The 18,569-nt window shown below is 33.9% G+C and carries 15 protein-coding genes and 1 tRNA gene; 5 read left to right on the forward strand and 11 right to left on the reverse strand.

Annotated elements, in window-relative coordinates:
• Window positions 1-15: 15 nt before the first annotated feature.
• Window positions 16-1,035: an NAD-dependent epimerase/dehydratase family protein gene (locus LX95_RS00790; RefSeq protein WP_111539517.1), complete on the forward strand. Its 1,020-nt coding sequence runs from the start codon at window positions 16-18 to the stop codon at window positions 1,033-1,035.
• Here the strand turns inward: LX95_RS00790 and LX95_RS00795 are convergent.
• The 3 genes from LX95_RS00795 to LX95_RS00805 are packed head-to-tail and all read right to left on the reverse strand — an operon-like array spanning window position 1,032 to window position 3,501.
• Window positions 1,032-1,436, reverse strand: a complete 405-nt coding sequence (locus tag LX95_RS00795) for a DUF4296 domain-containing protein (protein WP_111539518.1) — start codon at window positions 1,434-1,436, stop codon at window positions 1,032-1,034. The genes LX95_RS00790 and LX95_RS00795 overlap by 4 nt on opposite strands.
• On the reverse strand, window positions 1,436-2,776 hold the full coding sequence (locus LX95_RS00800; protein WP_111539519.1) for a dihydroorotase: 1,341 nt from the start codon (window positions 2,774-2,776) through the stop codon (window positions 1,436-1,438). Before LX95_RS00800 ends, LX95_RS00795 begins: the two co-directional genes overlap by 1 nt.
• Entirely contained in the window at window positions 2,773-3,501 is a 729-nt protein-coding gene (locus LX95_RS00805) for a polyprenol monophosphomannose synthase (RefSeq protein ID WP_111539520.1), read from the reverse strand. Before LX95_RS00805 ends, LX95_RS00800 begins: the two co-directional genes overlap by 4 nt.
• A gap of 113 nt (window positions 3,502-3,614) precedes the next feature.
• On the opposite strand from LX95_RS00805, the gene LX95_RS14850 reads away from it, so the two are divergent.
• Complete coding sequence (locus LX95_RS14850) at window positions 3,615-4,247, forward strand: DUF4271 domain-containing protein (protein WP_111539521.1); 633 nt, start codon at window positions 3,615-3,617, stop codon at window positions 4,245-4,247.
• Between the two features lie 34 nt (window positions 4,248-4,281).
• The gene (locus LX95_RS00815) at window positions 4,282-5,028 is read left to right on the forward strand and encodes a uroporphyrinogen-III synthase (RefSeq protein ID WP_111539522.1); all 747 of its coding nucleotides are present in this window, start codon (window positions 4,282-4,284) and stop codon (window positions 5,026-5,028) included.
• Window positions 5,029-5,150: 122 nt separating this feature from the next.
• Here LX95_RS00815 and pckA read toward each other — a convergent pair whose 3' ends face one another.
• A complete protein-coding gene (pckA, locus tag LX95_RS00820; RefSeq protein WP_111539523.1) occupies window positions 5,151-6,749 on the reverse strand; it encodes a phosphoenolpyruvate carboxykinase (ATP) in 1,599 nt (532 codons plus the stop codon).
• Between the two features lie 73 nt (window positions 6,750-6,822).
• Complete coding sequence (locus LX95_RS00825) at window positions 6,823-7,212, reverse strand: DUF423 domain-containing protein (protein ID WP_111539524.1); 390 nt, start codon at window positions 7,210-7,212, stop codon at window positions 6,823-6,825.
• 71 nt (window positions 7,213-7,283) lie between these two features.
• Here LX95_RS00825 and LX95_RS00830 point away from each other — a divergent pair, with 71 nt between their 5' ends.
• Window positions 7,284-8,654: a saccharopine dehydrogenase family protein gene (locus tag LX95_RS00830; protein WP_111539525.1), complete on the forward strand. Its 1,371-nt coding sequence runs from the start codon at window positions 7,284-7,286 to the stop codon at window positions 8,652-8,654.
• 52 nt (window positions 8,655-8,706) lie between these two features.
• Here LX95_RS00830 and LX95_RS00835 read toward each other — a convergent pair.
• The 6 genes from LX95_RS00835 to leuS all read right to left on the reverse strand — a co-directional run bounded on the left by LX95_RS00835 (window position 8,707) and on the right by leuS (window position 17,520).
• Window positions 8,707-8,780, reverse strand: a tRNA-Ala gene (locus LX95_RS00835).
• A 24-nt stretch (window positions 8,781-8,804) separates the two neighbouring features.
• Entirely contained in the window at window positions 8,805-10,256 is a 1,452-nt protein-coding gene (locus tag LX95_RS00840; protein WP_111539526.1) for a potassium/proton antiporter, read from the reverse strand.
• Window positions 10,257-11,102, reverse strand: a complete 846-nt coding sequence (locus LX95_RS00845) for an alpha/beta hydrolase family protein (protein ID WP_111539527.1) — start codon at window positions 11,100-11,102, stop codon at window positions 10,257-10,259.
• Window positions 11,099-13,792 carry a PD-(D/E)XK nuclease family protein gene (locus tag LX95_RS00850; protein WP_111539528.1) on the reverse strand — a complete coding sequence of 898 codons (2,694 nt, stop codon included), beginning with the start codon at window positions 13,790-13,792 and terminating at the stop codon, window positions 11,099-11,101. The genes LX95_RS00845 and LX95_RS00850 overlap by 4 nt, the downstream gene beginning before the upstream one ends.
• Before the next feature lie 83 nt (window positions 13,793-13,875).
• Window positions 13,876-14,574, reverse strand: a complete 699-nt coding sequence (locus LX95_RS00855) for a zinc metallopeptidase (protein WP_111539529.1) — start codon at window positions 14,572-14,574, stop codon at window positions 13,876-13,878.
• A gap of 93 nt (window positions 14,575-14,667) precedes the next feature.
• Window positions 14,668-17,520, reverse strand: a complete 2,853-nt coding sequence (gene leuS, locus LX95_RS00860; protein WP_111539530.1) for a leucine--tRNA ligase — start codon at window positions 17,518-17,520, stop codon at window positions 14,668-14,670.
• Between the two features lie 142 nt (window positions 17,521-17,662).
• Here leuS and LX95_RS00865 point away from each other — a divergent pair, with 142 nt between their 5' ends.
• Window positions 17,663-18,541: a cell division protein FtsX gene (locus LX95_RS00865; protein WP_111539531.1), complete on the forward strand. Its 879-nt coding sequence runs from the start codon at window positions 17,663-17,665 to the stop codon at window positions 18,539-18,541.
• Window positions 18,542-18,569: the final 28 nt, after the last annotated feature.

An 18,569-nucleotide genomic window follows, 5' to 3' on the forward strand; every position in this document is an offset into this window, starting at 1 on the left:
CGCTATATTTACAGCATGATTTTAGTTACTGGCGCCACAGGTTTGGTAGGAAGCCACCTTCTTGCCCAACTCTTACAATTAAACAAACCTATAAGAGCTATTTATAGGTCTCAAGAAAAAGTAATTTACGCAGAAAAATTACTCCTTTCGTGCTACCCTAATCTTACTGCCTCACAATTGGAGCAAATTGAATGGGTTAATGCTACCTTAGAAAACATCCCACAACTATCTGACACTTTTCTAGGAATTGATGAAGTTTATCATTGTGCGGGCTACATCTCTTATAATCCTTCTGAAAAGGAATACAAGAAGCTGAGAAAAGTGAATATTGAAGGCACCTCTAATATGGTTAATTTGGCTTTGTCTCATTCCGTAAAGAAGTTTTGTCATGTAAGTTCTATCGCAACTTTGGGAAGTGAGTTAAATAAAAAAATGGTTACTGAAATTTCTCCTCGTAACAATGAAAAAAAATACGATAATTATTCAATTACAAAGTATGGGGCAGAAATGGAAGTTTGGCGAGCTTCTCAAGAAGGTTTAAATGTAGTTATTGTTAACCCGGGAATTATTATTGGAGAAGGATTTTGGAAAAGCGGCAGCGGATTATTATTCAGTAAAGTAAAAAAAGGGTTAAACTATTACATTCCTTTAATAACAGGGTTTGTAGATGTGAAAGATGTCACTCAAGCTATGGTAAGCCTTATGACTTCTCATATAAAGCAAGAACGCTTTATTTTGGTTGGAGAGAACTTATCTTTTAAGGTAATTCTTCAACAAATTGCTAAAGAATTAAAATGCCGAGAACCTAAAAAAGCAATAAAGTCTTGGATGATTACTCTAGGATGGATTTTTCAATCGATAGGAAGAAAGCTATTTGGAACTCCACAAGAAATCACTCAATTGTCTATAAAAGCAGCTTTTAATGAGACTTTTTATAACACTACTAAGATTGAAGAAGCGGTAGACTTACAGTTTACACCCTTACAAAAAACCATTAAAAGAGTCTCTAAGTATTATATTGAAAATAATAATTAGAGACTATCTACTGCTGTTATTTTCTTAGCTTTGGCTTTTTCCATTTCAGTTTTTTTATTAGCATAAAGACTATCGACTAACTTTTTTTCAGCCTCAAGGATAGATTTTACTTTTTCGTAAATGCTCTCATTTACTGAAAAATCTTCTGCATAATAATTACTGCTATTTGCTATTTGCAAGCTATCAACTTTATATTTTTCTAAAATCAAATCTTTAGCCTTTACATTTCTCATTTCGAACTGTTGGTCATTCTTCTGAATAACCGCATCTAACCGCTGAAGATCAACCAAAATATCAACCATCTTATCTTCAGGAATAAGGTTATCTGGTTTTGGTGCTTTATTAACATTTTGACAAGCTCCTAAAATGACGACAAATATGATGAAAAATTTGATTTTCATTACCTATCAAACATTAAGCGTTCTGCATTTTTAACCTCTAAAACTTTAAAGTTTTTATAGACTAGTTTTCCATTTACAAATGTATGGGTGATTCTAGACTTAAAAGTGGTTTTTTCAAATGGAGACCAACCACATTTATATAAAATATTATCTTTTTGAACGGTCCAAGGAGCATTTAAATCTACTAAAACTAAATCTGCTTTATACCCTTCCTTAATGTAACCTCTTTTTTCTATCTGAAATAGAATGGCAGGATTGTGACACATTTTTTCGACAATTTTAGGCAATGTGATTTTATCTTGATGGTAAAATTCTAACATCGCAGGTAAAGCGTGTTGCACTAAGGGTCCGCCACTTGGTGCTTTGGTATATACCTGATCTTTCTCTTCCTTAGTATGAGGAGCGTGATCTGTTGCGATTACATCTAGTTTATCTTCCAGCAATGCTTTAAATAATGCTTTTTGATCTTTTTCCGTTTTAACGGCAGGGTTCCATTTTATCCTCGTTCCTTTTTGTTCATAATCTGAGTTATTGAACCACAGGTGATGAATACAAACTTCTGCTGTTATCTTTTTGTCTTTTAACGGTTTTTTTCCGTCAAATAAACTTAATTCTTTTGCTGTGCTTAAATGAAATACATGTAACCTTGCTCCTGTTTTCTTTGCAAGTTTTACCGCTTTTGAAGAAGATAAATAACAAGCCTCTTCGCTTCTTATTTTTGGGTGATAAACCATAGGAATATCATCACCAAATTCCTCCTTGTGCTTAGCTAAATTATCTTTTATCGTCTGTTCATCTTCACAGTGTACCGCAATAAGTACTGGAGAATGTTTAAAAATTTCTTCTAATGTCTTTTCATCATCTACCAACATATTCCCCGTAGAAGATCCTAAAAACAACTTTAAAGCAGCCGTATTTTTAGGATTAATTTTTTTTATCTCTTCAAGATTATCATTGGTGCCACCAAACATAAATGAATAATTGGCAACAGAACTTTCTTTTGCTGTAGCAAACTTCTCTTCTAGTAGTTCTATCGTGGTGGTTTGCGGGTTGGTATTAGGCATTTCTATAAAAGAAGTAATTCCTCCTGCTACGGCAGCTCTAGACCCCGATGCGATGTCTTCTTTATGAGTTAATCCTGGTTCTCTAAAATGAACTTGATCATCTATTACCCCTGGCAATAAGTATTGCCCTTCTGCATCAATAACTTGAACATCATGAGATTTTACACTTATAATGTCTGCTACTTCTTTAATGATATCATCTTCAATGTAAACTTCTCCATCTTTAACGATGCCTTCATTTACAATCTTAGCATTTTTTATTAGTATCTTTTTCATACTTCTTTACCAAATAGACTTTTAAACTTCATTTTTAACACACCAAAAACAGCTTCAGAGATAATATTGCTGCTTAGTTTTGATTCTCCACGAGTTCTGTCAGTAAAAATAACAGGTACCTCAACAATTTTAAAATTTAATAGATAAGCTTTAAATTTCATTTCAATTTGAAAAGCATACCCCACAAATTGAATAGAATTAAGGTTGATTTTCTCCAATACACATCTTCGATAACACACAAACCCTGCCGTAGTATCTTGGATTGGCATTCTAGTAATTGCTTTTACATATTTAGAGGCCATATAACTCATCAAAACCCGTTTCATAGGCCAGTTAACTACATTTACACCTTTAACATATCGCGAGCCAATAGCAACATCTGCTTTCTCCTTAACACAACTATTGTACAAACGAATTAAATCGTTTGGATTGTGAGAAAAATCGGCATCCATTTCAAAAATAAACTCGTAATCTTTTTGTAAAGCCCACTTGAACCCATGAATATAAGCTGTCCCTAAACCCGATTTATTTTTTCTAACTTCTAGAAAGAGCTTATTATCAAATTCTTTTTGTAATAATGAAACTAAAGAGGCTGTGCCGTCTGGTGAATTATCATCTACAACTAAAATATGAAAATCGTGCTTTTGTGAAAACACATTACGAATAATACGCTCTATATTTTCAATTTCATTATATGTAGGTATAATTACTAAGCGCTGGGGCATTCTCTTTTTTTGGCAAATGTAACTATTTTTAACCTCAAAATTTTAGCAAATCCTAGCTATTTAATTTTTAACTTTGCTCAAAATTCTATACTTTGGAAGTGATTGTAAGAAATATGGAGCATAACAATTGGGTTACTTTAACCTTTTTATTTGTTTTACTCTTAGTATTAGTTAGCAATCAATTATATCCTGAAAAATTTACTGATTTTAGAAATCTATTCTTCTCGGGTAAGTATTTTACCTCACACCAAAAAAAACCATCGGTCTTTAATTTTTTTAGTTTTATTCTTTACTTATCCCATAGTGTTATCCTTTCTTTAGGACTTTTCACCTTATTTAAAGTAATGGGATTTTTAAAAGTGGAATATAATTTCCTTTTTTTTCTTCAGATTTTTATTCTGTTAAATGTCCTTATCGGAATAAAATACCTTGTAGAAAAAATCATCGCTTCTATTTTTACGATAGATAAAGTCATCGATAATTATATTTTTTATAAGATTACCTATAAAAACTTACTGGCTTTTACCTTATTCCCCGTCTTATTAGTCTTCATATATAGCTGGACACCAAGTCCTATAACCCTTATTATATCTACACTCTTATACCTTTTATTAAATTTATTTATTCTATTAAAATATTATTTAAAAAACCAAAAACTTGTTTTTAAGTATTCGTTTTATTTTATTTTGTACCTTTGCACCCTTGAAATAGCACCGTATATTATTTTATATAAAGTAATTACATAAAAGCTAAGTTTCAAAACTCTAAATTTGTACGCATATGAAAGTGAAAACAATTTTAATTTCTCAACCAGAGCCTAAGGTTGAAAATTCTCCATATTCTGAACTTGAAGAAAAACAAAAAGTAAAAATTGATTTCATACCATTTATTCACGTTGAAGGAGTTTCTTCAAAAAATGTAAGACAGCAAAAAATTGATTTAACTCAATACACAGCCATTATTCTTACAAGTAGAAATGCAGTAGATCATTTTTTTAGAATCGCAGAAGAAATGCGCTATAAAGTGCCCGATACTTTAAAATATTTCTGTTTGAGTGAAGCTGTTGCTTATTATCTACAAAAATATGTAGTTTACAGAAAAAGAAAAATTTATGTTGGTAAGAGAACTTTTGCAGAATTGTCTCCAACCATCAAAAAGTATAAAGGAGAAAAATTCTTACTTCCTTCTTCTGATATGTTGAAGCCAGATATCCCTAAAGAATTGAATAAATTAGGAGTAGATTGGACAAAAGGTATTTTTTATAGAACAGTAGTAAGTGATTTATCACACTTAGAAAAAGTGTTTTATGATATTGTTGTTTTCTTTAGTCCTAGCGGAATAAAATCTCTCTTTGAGAATTTCCCAGACTTTAAACAAAACAATACACGTATTGCTGTCTTTGGAAATTCTACCATAAAAGCTGCGAAAGAACATGGGTTAGTGGCTAATATCAAAGCTCCTACTCCAGAAACCCCTTCTATGACTATGGCTTTAGAGAAGTACATAAAGGAGCAAAACAAGAAGTAGTTTACCAAATATCAAATTAAAAATATAGCCTAGTTGACATCAACTAGGCTATATTTTTTTATCATAAAAAAATCCGGTTGAAAAATTTTCAACCGGATTTTTAATATCTCTAAAAGAAAAACCTAAACGATAGGTCCGCCTTTTAATATTTCTTCACTTGCATTATCTTCAAACATCTTAAAGTTATTTTTAAAGAACAATGCTAATTCATTTGCTTTCACATCGTATGCTTCTTTATCTTTCCAAGTTTCTCTTGGGTTTAAAACTTCAGAAGGCACGTTTAAGCACACTTTTGGCATTTCTAATCCGAAGATAGGATGCGTTACATAATCTACCTTATCTAATTTCCCTTCTAAGGCAGAAGAAATCATTTCTCTTGTATATTTTAACTTCATACGAGAACCAACTCCGTAAGGACCTCCAGTCCATCCTGTGTTAACCAACCATACGTTTACACCTGCATCTTGCATTTTTTTACTTAACATTTCTGCATAGCGTGTTGGGTGCAATGGCATAAATGGCGCTCCAAAACAAGCAGAGAAACTTGGTACTGGCTCGGTAATTCCTGCCTCTGTTCCTGCTACTTTTGCTGTATAACCACTAATAAAGTGATAAGCAGCTTGACCCGGAGTTAGCTTACTAATTGGAGGCAATACCCCAAAAGCATCTGCGGTTAAAAAGAAAATATTCTTTGGGTTTTCTCCTACAGAGGGCTGCTGAATATTGTTAATATGGTATATAGGGTAGCTTACTCTCGTGTTTTGTGTAATAGAAACATCTTCAAAATCTACATCACCCTTATCATCTATAATGACATTTTCTAAAATAGCTCCCGGTTTGATCGCATTAAAGATATCTGGTTCATTCTCTTTAGAAAGGTTAATTACTTTTGCATAACAACCACCTTCAAAATTAAACACCTTATTATCTTTCGTCCATCCGTGTTCATCATCTCCAATTAACTTTCTTTCTGGATCTGCAGATAAAGTTGTTTTTCCTGTTCCTGAAAGACCAAAGAAAATTGCTGTATCACCATCGTCTCCAACATTAGCAGAGCAGTGCATCGATAATGTATCTTTAAATACAGGTAAGATAAAGTTTAAAGCAGAAAAAATACCTTTTTTAATTTCGCCAGTATAACCAGTTCCACCAATCAAAGCAATTTTCTTAGAAAAGTTTAAGATTGCAAAGTTATGCTGTCTTGTTCCATCAACCTCTGGATCTGCCATAAAGCCTGGGGCATTTACAACCGTCCACTCTGGAGTAAAATCTTTCAATTCTTCTTCCGTAGGTCTCAAAAACATATTGTGAGCAAACATATTACTCCAAGGATACTCATTAATTACACGAATATTTAATTGATATTCTTCATCCGCGCAAGCGTAAGCATCTCTCACGTATATATCTTTCCCTGAAAGGTACTCGGTTACTTTATCATATAGCTGATCAAATTTTTCTGGGTCGAAAGGAATATTTACATCCCCCCACCAAATTTCATCTTTAGTCACCTCATCTTTTACAATAAAACGGTCTTTAGGAGATCTTCCAGTAAACTCTCCTGTATTGACTGCCAAGGCACCTGAACTTACTTCTACGCCTTGTCCTTTTTCTACTGTAATTTTGTGAAGCTCTTCTGAAGATAGTTGATAGTGAGTCTTAGTATCTTTTATTCCGTAGTTTTCTAATGAAAACATTTTCGTGGTTTTATTATTTTCCACCATAAAATTGATTTGTTGTGTTCTTTAGAACAAAAATATAAATAATACCAAACAAATACAGGTTTACTTAGTTTTTTTATTTCTTTTTCATTTTCAACACGTTAAAAAACAACACTAACCAACTAGAAATTAAAAATATGCCTCCAACAGGGGTTAACCATGCAATGGTTTTAAAATCGAAAGCAGATAAATTATTGGTAGCTAAGCCATAAATAGATCCCGAAAATAAAATCATCCCTATAAGAATTAAATAAAATATAGTGTTTTTACTTTTTTCACTTAACGCGGAAATACTTCCACACAAAATAGCTAAAAGTGTATGATAAAATTGATATCTAATCCCCACCTCAAAAGTACTTAATTCACTCATAGATAAAACCTTCTCTAATCCGTGACTTGCAAAAGCACCAAGAATTACTGCGAGGAATCCACTTAAACTTCCTAAAATTAACAACTTTCTATGCATCTATTATTTTTTTTACCGGTAATTAATTAATTACTTTGAAGAATAACTGCAAATTTAAACAACTATTTAAGATGCGAAACATATTAATTATTGGAGCAGGAAAATCTACCTCTTCCCTCATTAAATATTTAAAAGAAAAATCAACTTCAGAAAAACTCTTCTTAACTATTGGCGATTTGTCTATAGAAAATGCTCAAAAATTTGCTGGAGATCATGAAAATGCCAAAGCAATTTCTCTTGACATTTTTAAAGAAGAAGAGCGTAAAGAAGCTATTAAAAATGCAGATATTGTTATCTCAATGCTTCCCGCAAGATTCCACATAGAAGTCGCTAAAGATTGTGTAGAATTTGGTAAAAATATGGTTACCGCTTCTTACGTAAGCAAAGAAATGGAAGCTCTAGATGAAGCTGTAAAAAATAAAGGTTTAGTATTTATGAATGAGATTGGTGTCGATCCAGGCATTGATCATATGAGTGCCATGCAAGTTATTGACAAAATTAGGGAGAATGGCGGCAAGCTATTGCTTTTTGAATCTTTTACTGGCGGTTTAGTAGCTCCAGAGAGCGATACCAATTTATGGAATTACAAATTTACTTGGAACCCTAGAAACGTTGTAGTAGCAGGTCAAGGTGGTGCTGCAGAGTTTATGCAAGAAGGGCAGTATAAATATATCCCATATCACCGACTTTTTAGAAGAACCGAATTTTTAGAAGTTGAAGGCTACGGAAAATTTGAAGGACTTGCCAACAGAAACTCTCTTGCTTATCAAAGTGTTTATGGTTTAGATAGCATTAAAACTTTATATAGAGGAACTTTAAGAAGAGTAGGCTTTAGTAAAGCATGGAATATGTTTGTTCAATTAGGAATGACCGATGACACCTATTTTATGCAAAACTCAGAAAATATGAGTTATAGAGAGTTTGTAAACTCATTTCTTCCTTACTCCCCTACAGATTCTGTGGAGCTTAAAATGCGTTATTCCCTTAAAATAGATCAAGATGATTTGATGTGGGAAAAACTTTTGGAACTTGATATTTTCAACACCGATAAAAAGATAGGAATTAAAGATGCAACACCTGCTCAAGCGCTCCAAAAAATTCTTGAAGACAAATGGACCTTAGCAGAAGATGATAAAGATATGATCGTGATGTATCATAAATTTGGATATGAACTTGACGGAAAGAAAAAACAAATTGATTCTACCATGGTTCATATTGGTGAAGATCAAACTTATACTGCAATGGCCAAAACTGTAGGTTTACCTGTAGCGATTGCAACCGTTAAGATTTTAAACAAAGAAATCACCACTCCAGGGGTTTTAAGACCTATTAGCAAAGAAGTTTATGAGCCTATTTTAGCAGAATTAGCTGAAAATGGAATTGAATTTACTGAAAAAGAAGTAGATTATTTAGGTTACAACAAAGATAATATTGTAGGATAAGCTTCATTAAATATTTATAAAAAAACCTGCTATAATCTAGCAGGTTTTTTTGTGGAGAATATCGGAGTCGAACCGATGACCTTTTGGCTGCCAGCCAAACGCTCTAGCCAACTGAGCTAATCCCCCAATCCAAAAGCTAATGTAAAACATTTATCCAAAATCCTGAGCCATTTTAGTTAAATCTTTAGTGCTTGTTGAAATGACTTGTAAGGTATCTCCGTATTTTAATTCTGTTGATCCAGATGGAACAAAATATTTCGCTTTTCTAATAATCATTACCACTAAACTGTCTTTTGGCAGATCTAATTCGTGAATCTTTTTACCAATTACCTTACTGTTAGAAGAAATATAAATTTCTGCACTTTCAGTTTTAGAATCTTCAGAAAACTCAAATGCTCTAGCCTTCTTTAGAGTTTTAATTTCATTGTCTTGCACACCAAGCCATTGTGCCATTTTATTAATGGTAGTTCCTTGTAGCATAATAGAAACCAAGGTAACTAAAAATACGATATTGAAGATTAAATCGGCTTTATCTAACCCCATTACCATCGGGAAAGTTGCAAAAACAATGGGCACCGCTCCTCGTAATCCCACCCAAGAGATAAAAAGCTTACTCCTTATATTTACCTTAAAAAAAGCTAAGCTTATAAAAACACTTAAAGGACGAGCTACAAATATGAGAAACAATGCAATAGCCAAACCAATAGGTAAAATATCAATTACTCTAGAAGGAAACACCAACAATCCTAAAGTTAAGAATAGTATAATCTGCATTAGCCAAGCAAAACCATCAAAAAACTGACGTAAAGCATACTTTTTAACCAATTCACTATTCGCTAACAAAACCGAAGATACATATACAGCTAGGAAACCATTTCCATGAATCACTTCCGTAAAGGAATAAATAATAAAACTTAAGGCTAAACCTAAAACAGGATAAAGACCTTCAAAATCTAAAGCGATTTTATTAATAAGCCATTTGCTTCCTTTTCCTAAAAAATATCCAGAAACTCCTCCAATAACAAGTTGTAAAACCAAATCTAATACAGAGGAGGTTAAAGAAAATTCTTGCGCTACGACCATCCCCGTAAATAAGGTGGTTAGAAAGTAAGCCATCGGGTCGTTACTCCCACTTTCTAACTCAAGCATAGGTCTAATCCCATACTTTAAGTTAATGTTGTTAGATCTTAGAATAGAAAATACCGCAGCAGCATCTGTAGAAGATACAATAGCGCCAAGTAAAAATGCTTCAATAAGTGTAAAATCTAACAAGTAATATGTAAAACCTCCCACAGCTCCCGCTGTAATAAAAACCCCAAGTGTGGATAATAAAAATCCTTTTGCGGCCACAGGTTTTACAGCTTTCCAACGGGTATCTAAGCCTCCTGAAAACAAGATGACATTAAGGGCAATTATTCCTATAAACTGAGCAAAACTGGGATTATCAAAATTAATTCCTAAGATTCCCTCAGATCCTGCCAACATTCCTACAGAGAGGAATAAAATTAATGTTGGCACTCCAAATTTATAAGAAGTTTTACCTGCTAAAATACTCATAAGCAGCAGCAAAGAACCTACAAGTATAAAATATTGAGATTCCATCTAATTGTCTTTAATAAAGTGAATACTCTTACTTACTATGTGTTTTAAACTTACACTCATCTCCTCTTTTTCCCAAGGGTGCTGTGTATCAAAAACGTGATTACTTTCATCTAATAAAAACATTTTTGCTTTAGGGTTCCATTCTTGTAAACGTTCGGCTTCTTTCACCTTAACGGAAGTATCTCCTTTGGCGTGGAGTATAAGTTGCGGAATTTTTAAATTTTGCACCGCATTAGAAATGTCTAAATCTTCTCTATGCTCTATAAAATCTTCATAAAACTGAATATCATGGGGCATTTGCTGCTTAGTTCTTCCATTTTCCACATAATAGACCTTATCCTTTTGCCATTGGGTTAACTTTTCTCCCGAAGGAAATCGAGAAGCAAAATCACTAACTCCTGCCCACGTGGTGACCGTGCTCACTTTTTTTTCTTGGTTGGCTTTTAATAAAACAATTCCGCCACCTCTACTGTGACCTATTAAATGAATTTGCTGGGCATTAATATTTGCAGCAAATCGATTATCGCTTACCAACCAATCTATCACACACTGTAAATCGTGCAACTGTTTGGTATAATTATCTTGTGCAAAAGCTTCTAGATTTGGAAAATCTATTGGTTGCTCAGGTGTACCTCCATTATGGGAAAAATTAAATTTAACAAAGAAAAAATCGTTTTCAGCAAAATGTTCGGCTACTAAATTCCAAGCACCCCAATCCTTAAATCCTTTATAACCATGGCAAAAAACAACGATGGGTTTTGGAGATTGATCGGGTTTAAAAAATGCGTCGATGACAATTGGTAAACCATTACTTCCTTTTAGTGTAAAATTCTTTTCTCTTATCATACTTCTTTTTCTTTAAACGGAATTTCAGGATTGAGAATTTCGAGAATTAAATTCTGTAATACTTCATCAAACTGAATCATCATTTCCTTACTAATTAAGGTCTCTTTCCCTTCTTTTAATTCTAAAAAACCTGATTTTAAATTTTTAAAAGAAATAATTCCGCCTTGAGCTTTATCAAAATCTTCGTCTTTTAAAATCATTTTCGCATAACATAAAACTTGAAATGCTTTACTGAATTTATAATCGGTTCCCAGCAAATTCCAATCTTTAATGGTAACATCTTTTGCTTCTACTTTTCCTGTTTTATAATCTATAATTCTTTTAATTCCGTCAAGGGAATCTAAGCGATCTACTTTTCCTTTGATAAAAACGGGGATTTGCAGCTGCGGAATCTCTACTTGTATTTTTTCTTCGGCTTCTAAACTAATAATCTGAACCGAATGTTGTGTTAATTCATTTTTCTGAAACTGAAAAAAATTATGTAAATAACGTTTAGCCACCTCATGAATCAATAGGTTTTTACCCTTGTGAATTGGAGCATTCTTATATACTTTTTTAAATTGTTTCAAAACCTCATCATCACTGGTTTTAACAAGTTTCTCCACATCTTCTTTACAGATCTCTTTCCCAACAAACGGAAGAAACATTTGCTCAAGACTATCGTGTATAATAGTTCCCAACGTATTTGCGGCAACAGTTTCTTCTACCTCTTGCTCCTCTTTTATCCCCAATACATAACGCTTGTAAAAATCTAAAGGATTTCGAATATAGGTAGTCAAAGCAGAGGGTGAAAACCCATAAGCGGCTTGTTTTTCTAGCTTTTTAATTACCGCAGGAGTTTTTTCTATTTCTAAAAGTTGGCTCGATATAGAAGGCACTTTAGGATTAACAAAAGTGGATTCTAATTTTTTCTCGACCTCCAATTGGGTAATAAACCTACTTTTTTCTCCGGCATTAAGTCCGTCTTGCTCGGTGTTATATAAAATATGAATATTCTCAGCACGTTGCATCAATCGGTAAAAGTGATAAGTATAAACCGCATCTTTTTCTTTGTAGGTAGGCAAACCATATTCTTTTTTGAGATCATAAGGAATAAACGAATTACTGCTTTTTCCTGCAGGTAAAACACCTTCGTTAACCGATGTAAGTATTACATTTTTGTAATCAATTACCCTTGTTTCTAACATCCCCATAAGCTGTAAGCCGTCAAAAGGAGAACCTGCAAAATCTAAAGATTTGGTCGTTAAACTATCTCTATAAATTTTATACAACACCTTAATATGATCTACAGTACTTTGCTCTTCTAAAATATTCTTTAACTGAACAAATAGCGCATTAAAATGAAATAAATACTCGGTTTCTAAAGCATAGTTATCAACCTCTTTTCCTCGCAAGACTTGAATTATATTCAGCATGGCTTGGATGAAACTTTTGGTGGATTGATGTAATTGAAAAGCTTGATTTAAAAATTCGCTAAATGCGGAATTCTCTACCGATTTAATTTTATTTAAACTAATAAAAACCAGATTGGAGGCAATGATTTCTTTTTGCAGCTGCTCGCTTTCTAATGCAAATATTTGTAACACAAATGGATGTTTTAAAACTTCTAAAACCCATTTGAAATAAAGCTGATCCTCTTCTCGTTCTTGTATTTTAAATAAACTCTCAAATAAGGAAGCTAAAGGAGTATCCCCCAAAGGCAATCCCATCGTAATATTTATCTTCTCTACATTCTCTGGTAAAGAATTGAGTAAAACAGGTAATAAACCTTCGTCATTAAGCACGACTGCCGTTTGCTTGATTTCTTCTGCTGGAAGGTCTTTTAAAATTTGTGCTATATATTTGGCTTGACCTATATTTTTTGGAATTCCTGTAAGCTGAATGTTTTTAGGTTGCTCATAATTTCTCGGTAAACCTTTTAAAGGATTCTCTTTAAAATAGTCCCATTTTTTCACATAATTACGAACAAACAAAGAAGCTTCGTGATTAGAATTTTGATAAAAAACCTCATCGAGATCCCAAAATATTTTTCCGCGATTTTGTTTTAATATATACTGAATTAGTTTCTGCTCGGCTGTATTTAAAGCATTAAAACCAATAAAAATATAGTCTTGTGTATTTTCTTCTAAATAAGAAACGATCTTCTCTGAAGCTTCTCTATACATTAAACCTTGATACGCCTTCCCATCTTCAATAATGCGATGAGTGAAGTTTTTATAAAGTTCGGGTAGCTGCTTCCAAAACCATAAATAATTTTTTACTAAGTCGGTTTGATTTTCACTTTTAGACCAGTGATTAATATCTTGTATTCTAGAGAGGTAATTAAAAAAATGATCGGCATCTATTAAATACCTATCGATTTCATTAAAATCGTAAATTAAGGTCTGTGCCCAAGCATAAAAGCTATCAAAAGATTCTTGATGTTCTTTGTCTATAGTTTGCACATAAGTTTGATAAAGCTCAAATATACTCCCTGTATTATCTAAGGGAATAAGCTGAGTAATTTGCGCAATAAAATCTTCGGTACTCAAAACCTCTGGCATAAAAATAGTTGTATGCACTTTACTTTTAATCTTTTCTTTTAAAAAACTTCCTGCTCGTTTACTCGGCAAGATAAACGTGGTTTTTTCAAAATTAAAATCGGGATTAGACAGTAAGGTATCTAAGGTTTCTTCTATAAAAGTCTTCATAGCCTAAAAATAAAAAAACGCCTCTAAGTAGAGGCGTTTTCCAGTATAAATTATGAGATTTTTTAATCTATATTTTTTCCGATTTAATCTCTCCCTAGAAAGATCCCGATAAAATAAAGTAATGTAGCTAAAGAACCAATTGCTGCAACAACATAAGTTCTTGCTGCCCATTTTAAAGCATCTTTAGAACCTTCATATTCCTGCGGAGTTACAATATTTTCGGCTTTAAGCCAAGCTAAAGCTCTATTACTCGCATCATATTCCACCGGAAGGGTAATAAAACTAAATAAAGTTCCCATCCCAAACATAATAATCCCTGCCAACAGCACCATTTGTCCTACTCCACCAGCGACCATCATCATTAAGATAATTCCTCCCATAATCACAAACTGACTATATTTAGAAGCTACACTTACAACAGGAACTAAAGTACTTCTCATTTTTAACCATCCGTAAGCTTGTGCATGTTGTACTGCGTGACCACATTCGTGCGCTGCTACAGCCGCTGCGGCTGCATTACGTTGCGCATAAACCGATTCACTCAAGTTCACAGTCTTTTTTTGAGGATGATAATGATCTGTCAATTGTCCTGGAGTTGAAATGACTTTTACATCGTAAATCCCATTATCTTCTAGCATTTTACGAGCAATTTCTGCTCCGCTCATCCCATTTTGCAAATGTACTTTTGAGTACTGCTTAAACTTAGATTTAAGCTTGTGACTTACGTACCAACTTACTAGCATAATTGCGCCAATAAGAATATAATATTCCATCCCTATCATAATTTTTATTTTTTTAAAACTCTAATATAGTCTTTTTAAAAGCAAAAACCCCGCCAAAGAAGCGAGGTTATTTTTTGCTGTTATTTTGTCATTCTACCCTACAATATTCACAATCTTGCCAGGAACAATTATTACCTTTTTAGGGGTTCTACCGTCCAATTGTTTTTGTGTTCTTTCATCTTCCATTACTGCTTTTTCTATCTCGTCTTTAGACAGATCTAAAGATAGATCTAACGTAAAACGCATTTTTCCATTAAAGGACACCGGGTAGGTTTTGGTGCTTTCTACCAAGAATTTTTCTTCAAATTGAGGATAATTAGCAGTAGCTATACTTTCTTTATTCCCCATCAAACGCCATAATTCTTCTGCGATATGTGGCGCATAAGGCGAAATTAAAACCGCTAAAGGCTCTAAAACTTCTCTACTGGTACATTTTTGAGCAGCCAGTTCGTTCACGCAAATCATAAACGTAGAAACTGATGTATTAAAACTAAACTCCTCAATATCTTCGGTTACCTTTTTAATAGTTTTATGAAAGGTTTTCAAACTCTCTGGACTCGCTTTTTCATCGCTTACTAAAAACTCTTCGCCATTGTGGTAGAGCTTCCATAGCTTCTTTAAGAAGTTATGCACTCCTGTAATTCCTGCGGTGTTCCAAGGTTTCGCTTGCTCTAACGGACCTAAAAACATCTCGTACATACGTAAAGTATCGGCGCCGTACTCTTTACAAATATCATCAGGATTCACGACGTTGTATTTAGACTTCGACATCTTTTCTACTTCGCGTCCTACAATATACTTTCCGTTTTCTTCAGTAATAAACTCAGCATCTTTAAATTCTTCTCGCCAATTTTTGAAACTTTCAACATCTAACTCGTTTGATGTATTTACAAAAGAAACATCTACGTGGATACTTTGAGTTTTATAGTTATCTTTTGAGTTAACCGATACAAATTTATTCTCTCCTTCAACTCTATAAACAAATGCACTCTCTCCCAAGATCATTCCTTGGTTGATGAGTTTTTTAAAGGGTTCATCTACAGGAACGAGGTTACGATCTTTTAAGAACTTAGTCCAAAAACGTGCGTAAAGTAAGTGTCCTGTCGCGTGTTCACTACCTCCAATATATAAATCTACATTTTGCCAGTATTGCATCGCTTCCGCGGAAGCGAAAACCTCATCTCGCTTTTGATCTTCCATATACCTAAAGAAATACCAAGAACTTCCTGCCCAACCTGGCATAGTATTTAATTCTAACGGAAACACCGTTTCATTATCCACCAGATTATTATTTACCACTTCGTTTTTTGTAGCATCCCAAGCCCAAACATCGGCGCGACCTAATGGCGGCTCTCCTTCTTGGGTAGGTAAGTATTTCTCTACTTCGGGTAAATGAATAGGTAAATGCTCAGCTTCAATCATTTGCGGCATTCCGTTGACGTAATACACTGGGAAAGGTTCTCCCCAATAACGCTGACGGCTAAATACCGCATCACGAAGTCGGTAATTGGTTTTCCCTTCACCTTGTCCCAATTTCTCTAGTTCGTAGATCGCCGTTTTTAATGCTTTTTTATAGGTTAGACCGTTTAAAAAATCTGAATCAGCAATCACAGTTCCGTCTTTACCGGCGTGTGCTTCTTCAGAAATATCTACATCTTTAAAAATATTTTTGATGGGAATATCAAAATGTTTCGCAAAATCATAATCACGTTGATCGCCACAAGGTACCGCCATGACAGCTCCTGTACCATAACCCGCCAATACGTAATCTCCAATCCAAACAGGAACAGATTCTTTGGTAAATGGATGTTCTGCATAAGCTCCTGTGAATACTCCCGATATGGTTTTTACATCGGCCATTCGCTCTCGCTCGCTACGTTTTGCAGTTGCTTGAATATAATTTTCTACGGCTTCTTTTTGCGCTGGTGTGGTAATTTTTGAAACCAACTCATGTTCTGGAGCTAGAGTCATAAAAGTTACGCCAAAAATAGTATCGGGACGAGTGGTGAAGACCTCAATAGTGTCTTCGTGATCTTTCACGTTAAACGTAACCGATGCTCCCACCGATTTTCCTATCCAATTACGCTGTGTTTCCTTAAGACTTTCGGTCCAATCGATATTTTCTAAACCTTGCAGTAATCTTTCCGCGTAAGCAGAAATACGCATACTCCACTGTTTCATTTTCTTTCTTACCACAGGATGACCACCACGTTCTGATACACCATTTACAATCTCATCATTAGCTAGAACAGTTCCTAACTCGGGACACCAATTAACTTCGGTTTCGGCCAAGTAAGTTAATCTATATTGTAATAAAATTTCTTGTTGCTCCTTATCGGAAAAAGATGACCACGCTGCTGCGGAAAAATCTTTTACCTCATCATCACACACCGCGTTCACTTTTTCATTTCCCTCGGCTAAGAAAATTTCAATAAGCTCAGAAATAGGTCTAGCTTTAGCCGCCTCATTATCATACCAACTTTCAAACAACTGAATAAAAATCCACTGCGTCCATTTATAATAATTAGGATCGCTCGTTCTCACCTCTCGGCTCCAATCGAATGAAAAACCAATTTTATCGAGTTGATTGCGGTAACCTGCAATTTTGTTTCCTGCTTTATCTACACCTCCTTCAATATTTACCAGAGTGGTATCTGCAGGATGTTGACCGGTTTGTATCGCATATTGCTCTGCTGGTAAACCAAAAGAATCATAGCCTTGTGGGTGCAATACATTAAAACCTTGATGGCGTTTATACCTTGCTACAATATCACTGGCAATATAACCTAACGGATGCCCCACATGGAGCCCAGCACCAGAGGGATAAGGAAACATATCTAAACCGTAAAATTTAGGTTTTTCACTGTTGTTAGATGCTTTAAAAGTTTGGTTTTCTTCCCAATATTTCTGCCATTTGGCTTCGATCTCATTAAAATTGTAGCTCATTTTATCTATTTATCGTCGTTACGAATCATCAAAATTAAGTCGCAAAAGTACTATTAATGTACGAAAGTGAAAAGTTTGAACGTTTTAAAGAATAGAGTTTCAATTACTTTCTTATTTTTACAAAAAAACAACTGGTTAATTTATGAGTTCTTCTTTTGAAAGATATCAAAAAAGACGTTTAATTTCGTCTTATTTTTCTGTTGTCATTAGCATCTCGTTAGTACTTTTTTTACTGGGATTGCTAGGCTTATTAGTATTGAATACAAAAAAAGTAGCCGATCATTTTAAAGAACAAATCGCATTAACGGTTTATTTAAAAGACACGGCGAAAGAAGTAGAAATTAATCAGCTTGAAAAAAGTTTGGCTTTAGCCGAATTTACTAAATCTACCAATTTCGTATCCAAAGAAGATGCTGCGAAAGCGCATAGTGAAGAAATTGGAGAAAATTTTATGGATTTCCTTGGATACAATCCGTTACAAAATTCGATTGATGTCTATTTTAACGCCGATTATGTTTCTGAAACTCAAATCGCTGAAATCTCTCGTGACCTTGGCGAAAAAGATTTTGTAGATGAAGTGGTTTATGACAAACCCCTTATCGCTTTATTAAACGATAACGTAAAAAGAATTAGTTTTTGGATTCTAGTAGTTAGTGGCTTATTTACTTTTATTGCGGTGTTGTTGATCAACAGTTCTATTCGTCTTTCCGTTTATTCTAAACGATTTACGATAAAAACCATGCAAATGGTAGGTGCTACAAAAGGATTTATACGCCGACCTTTTATTTGGAAAAGTATTAAACTTGGATTAGTAGGTGCCGTTGTCGCTTTAATCGGCATGGCAGCAGTTCTATATTATATTGATAAAGGTTTCCCTGAATTAAATTTACTTAAAGATGAAATGATTCTAGGAGCTTTATTCTTAGCAGTTTTTTTACTGGGAATTCTTATCTCTTGGTTCAGCACCTTCTTTGCTACACAACGCTTCTTAAACTTAAAGACAGACGAACTTTATTATTAATTTATTTTCGAGAAGTTTTCATTACTTT

The organism is Mesonia algae, from assembly GCF_003253545.1.
In the GTDB taxonomy this organism is placed as follows: Bacteria; Bacteroidota; Bacteroidia; order Flavobacteriales; family Flavobacteriaceae; genus Mesonia; species Mesonia algae.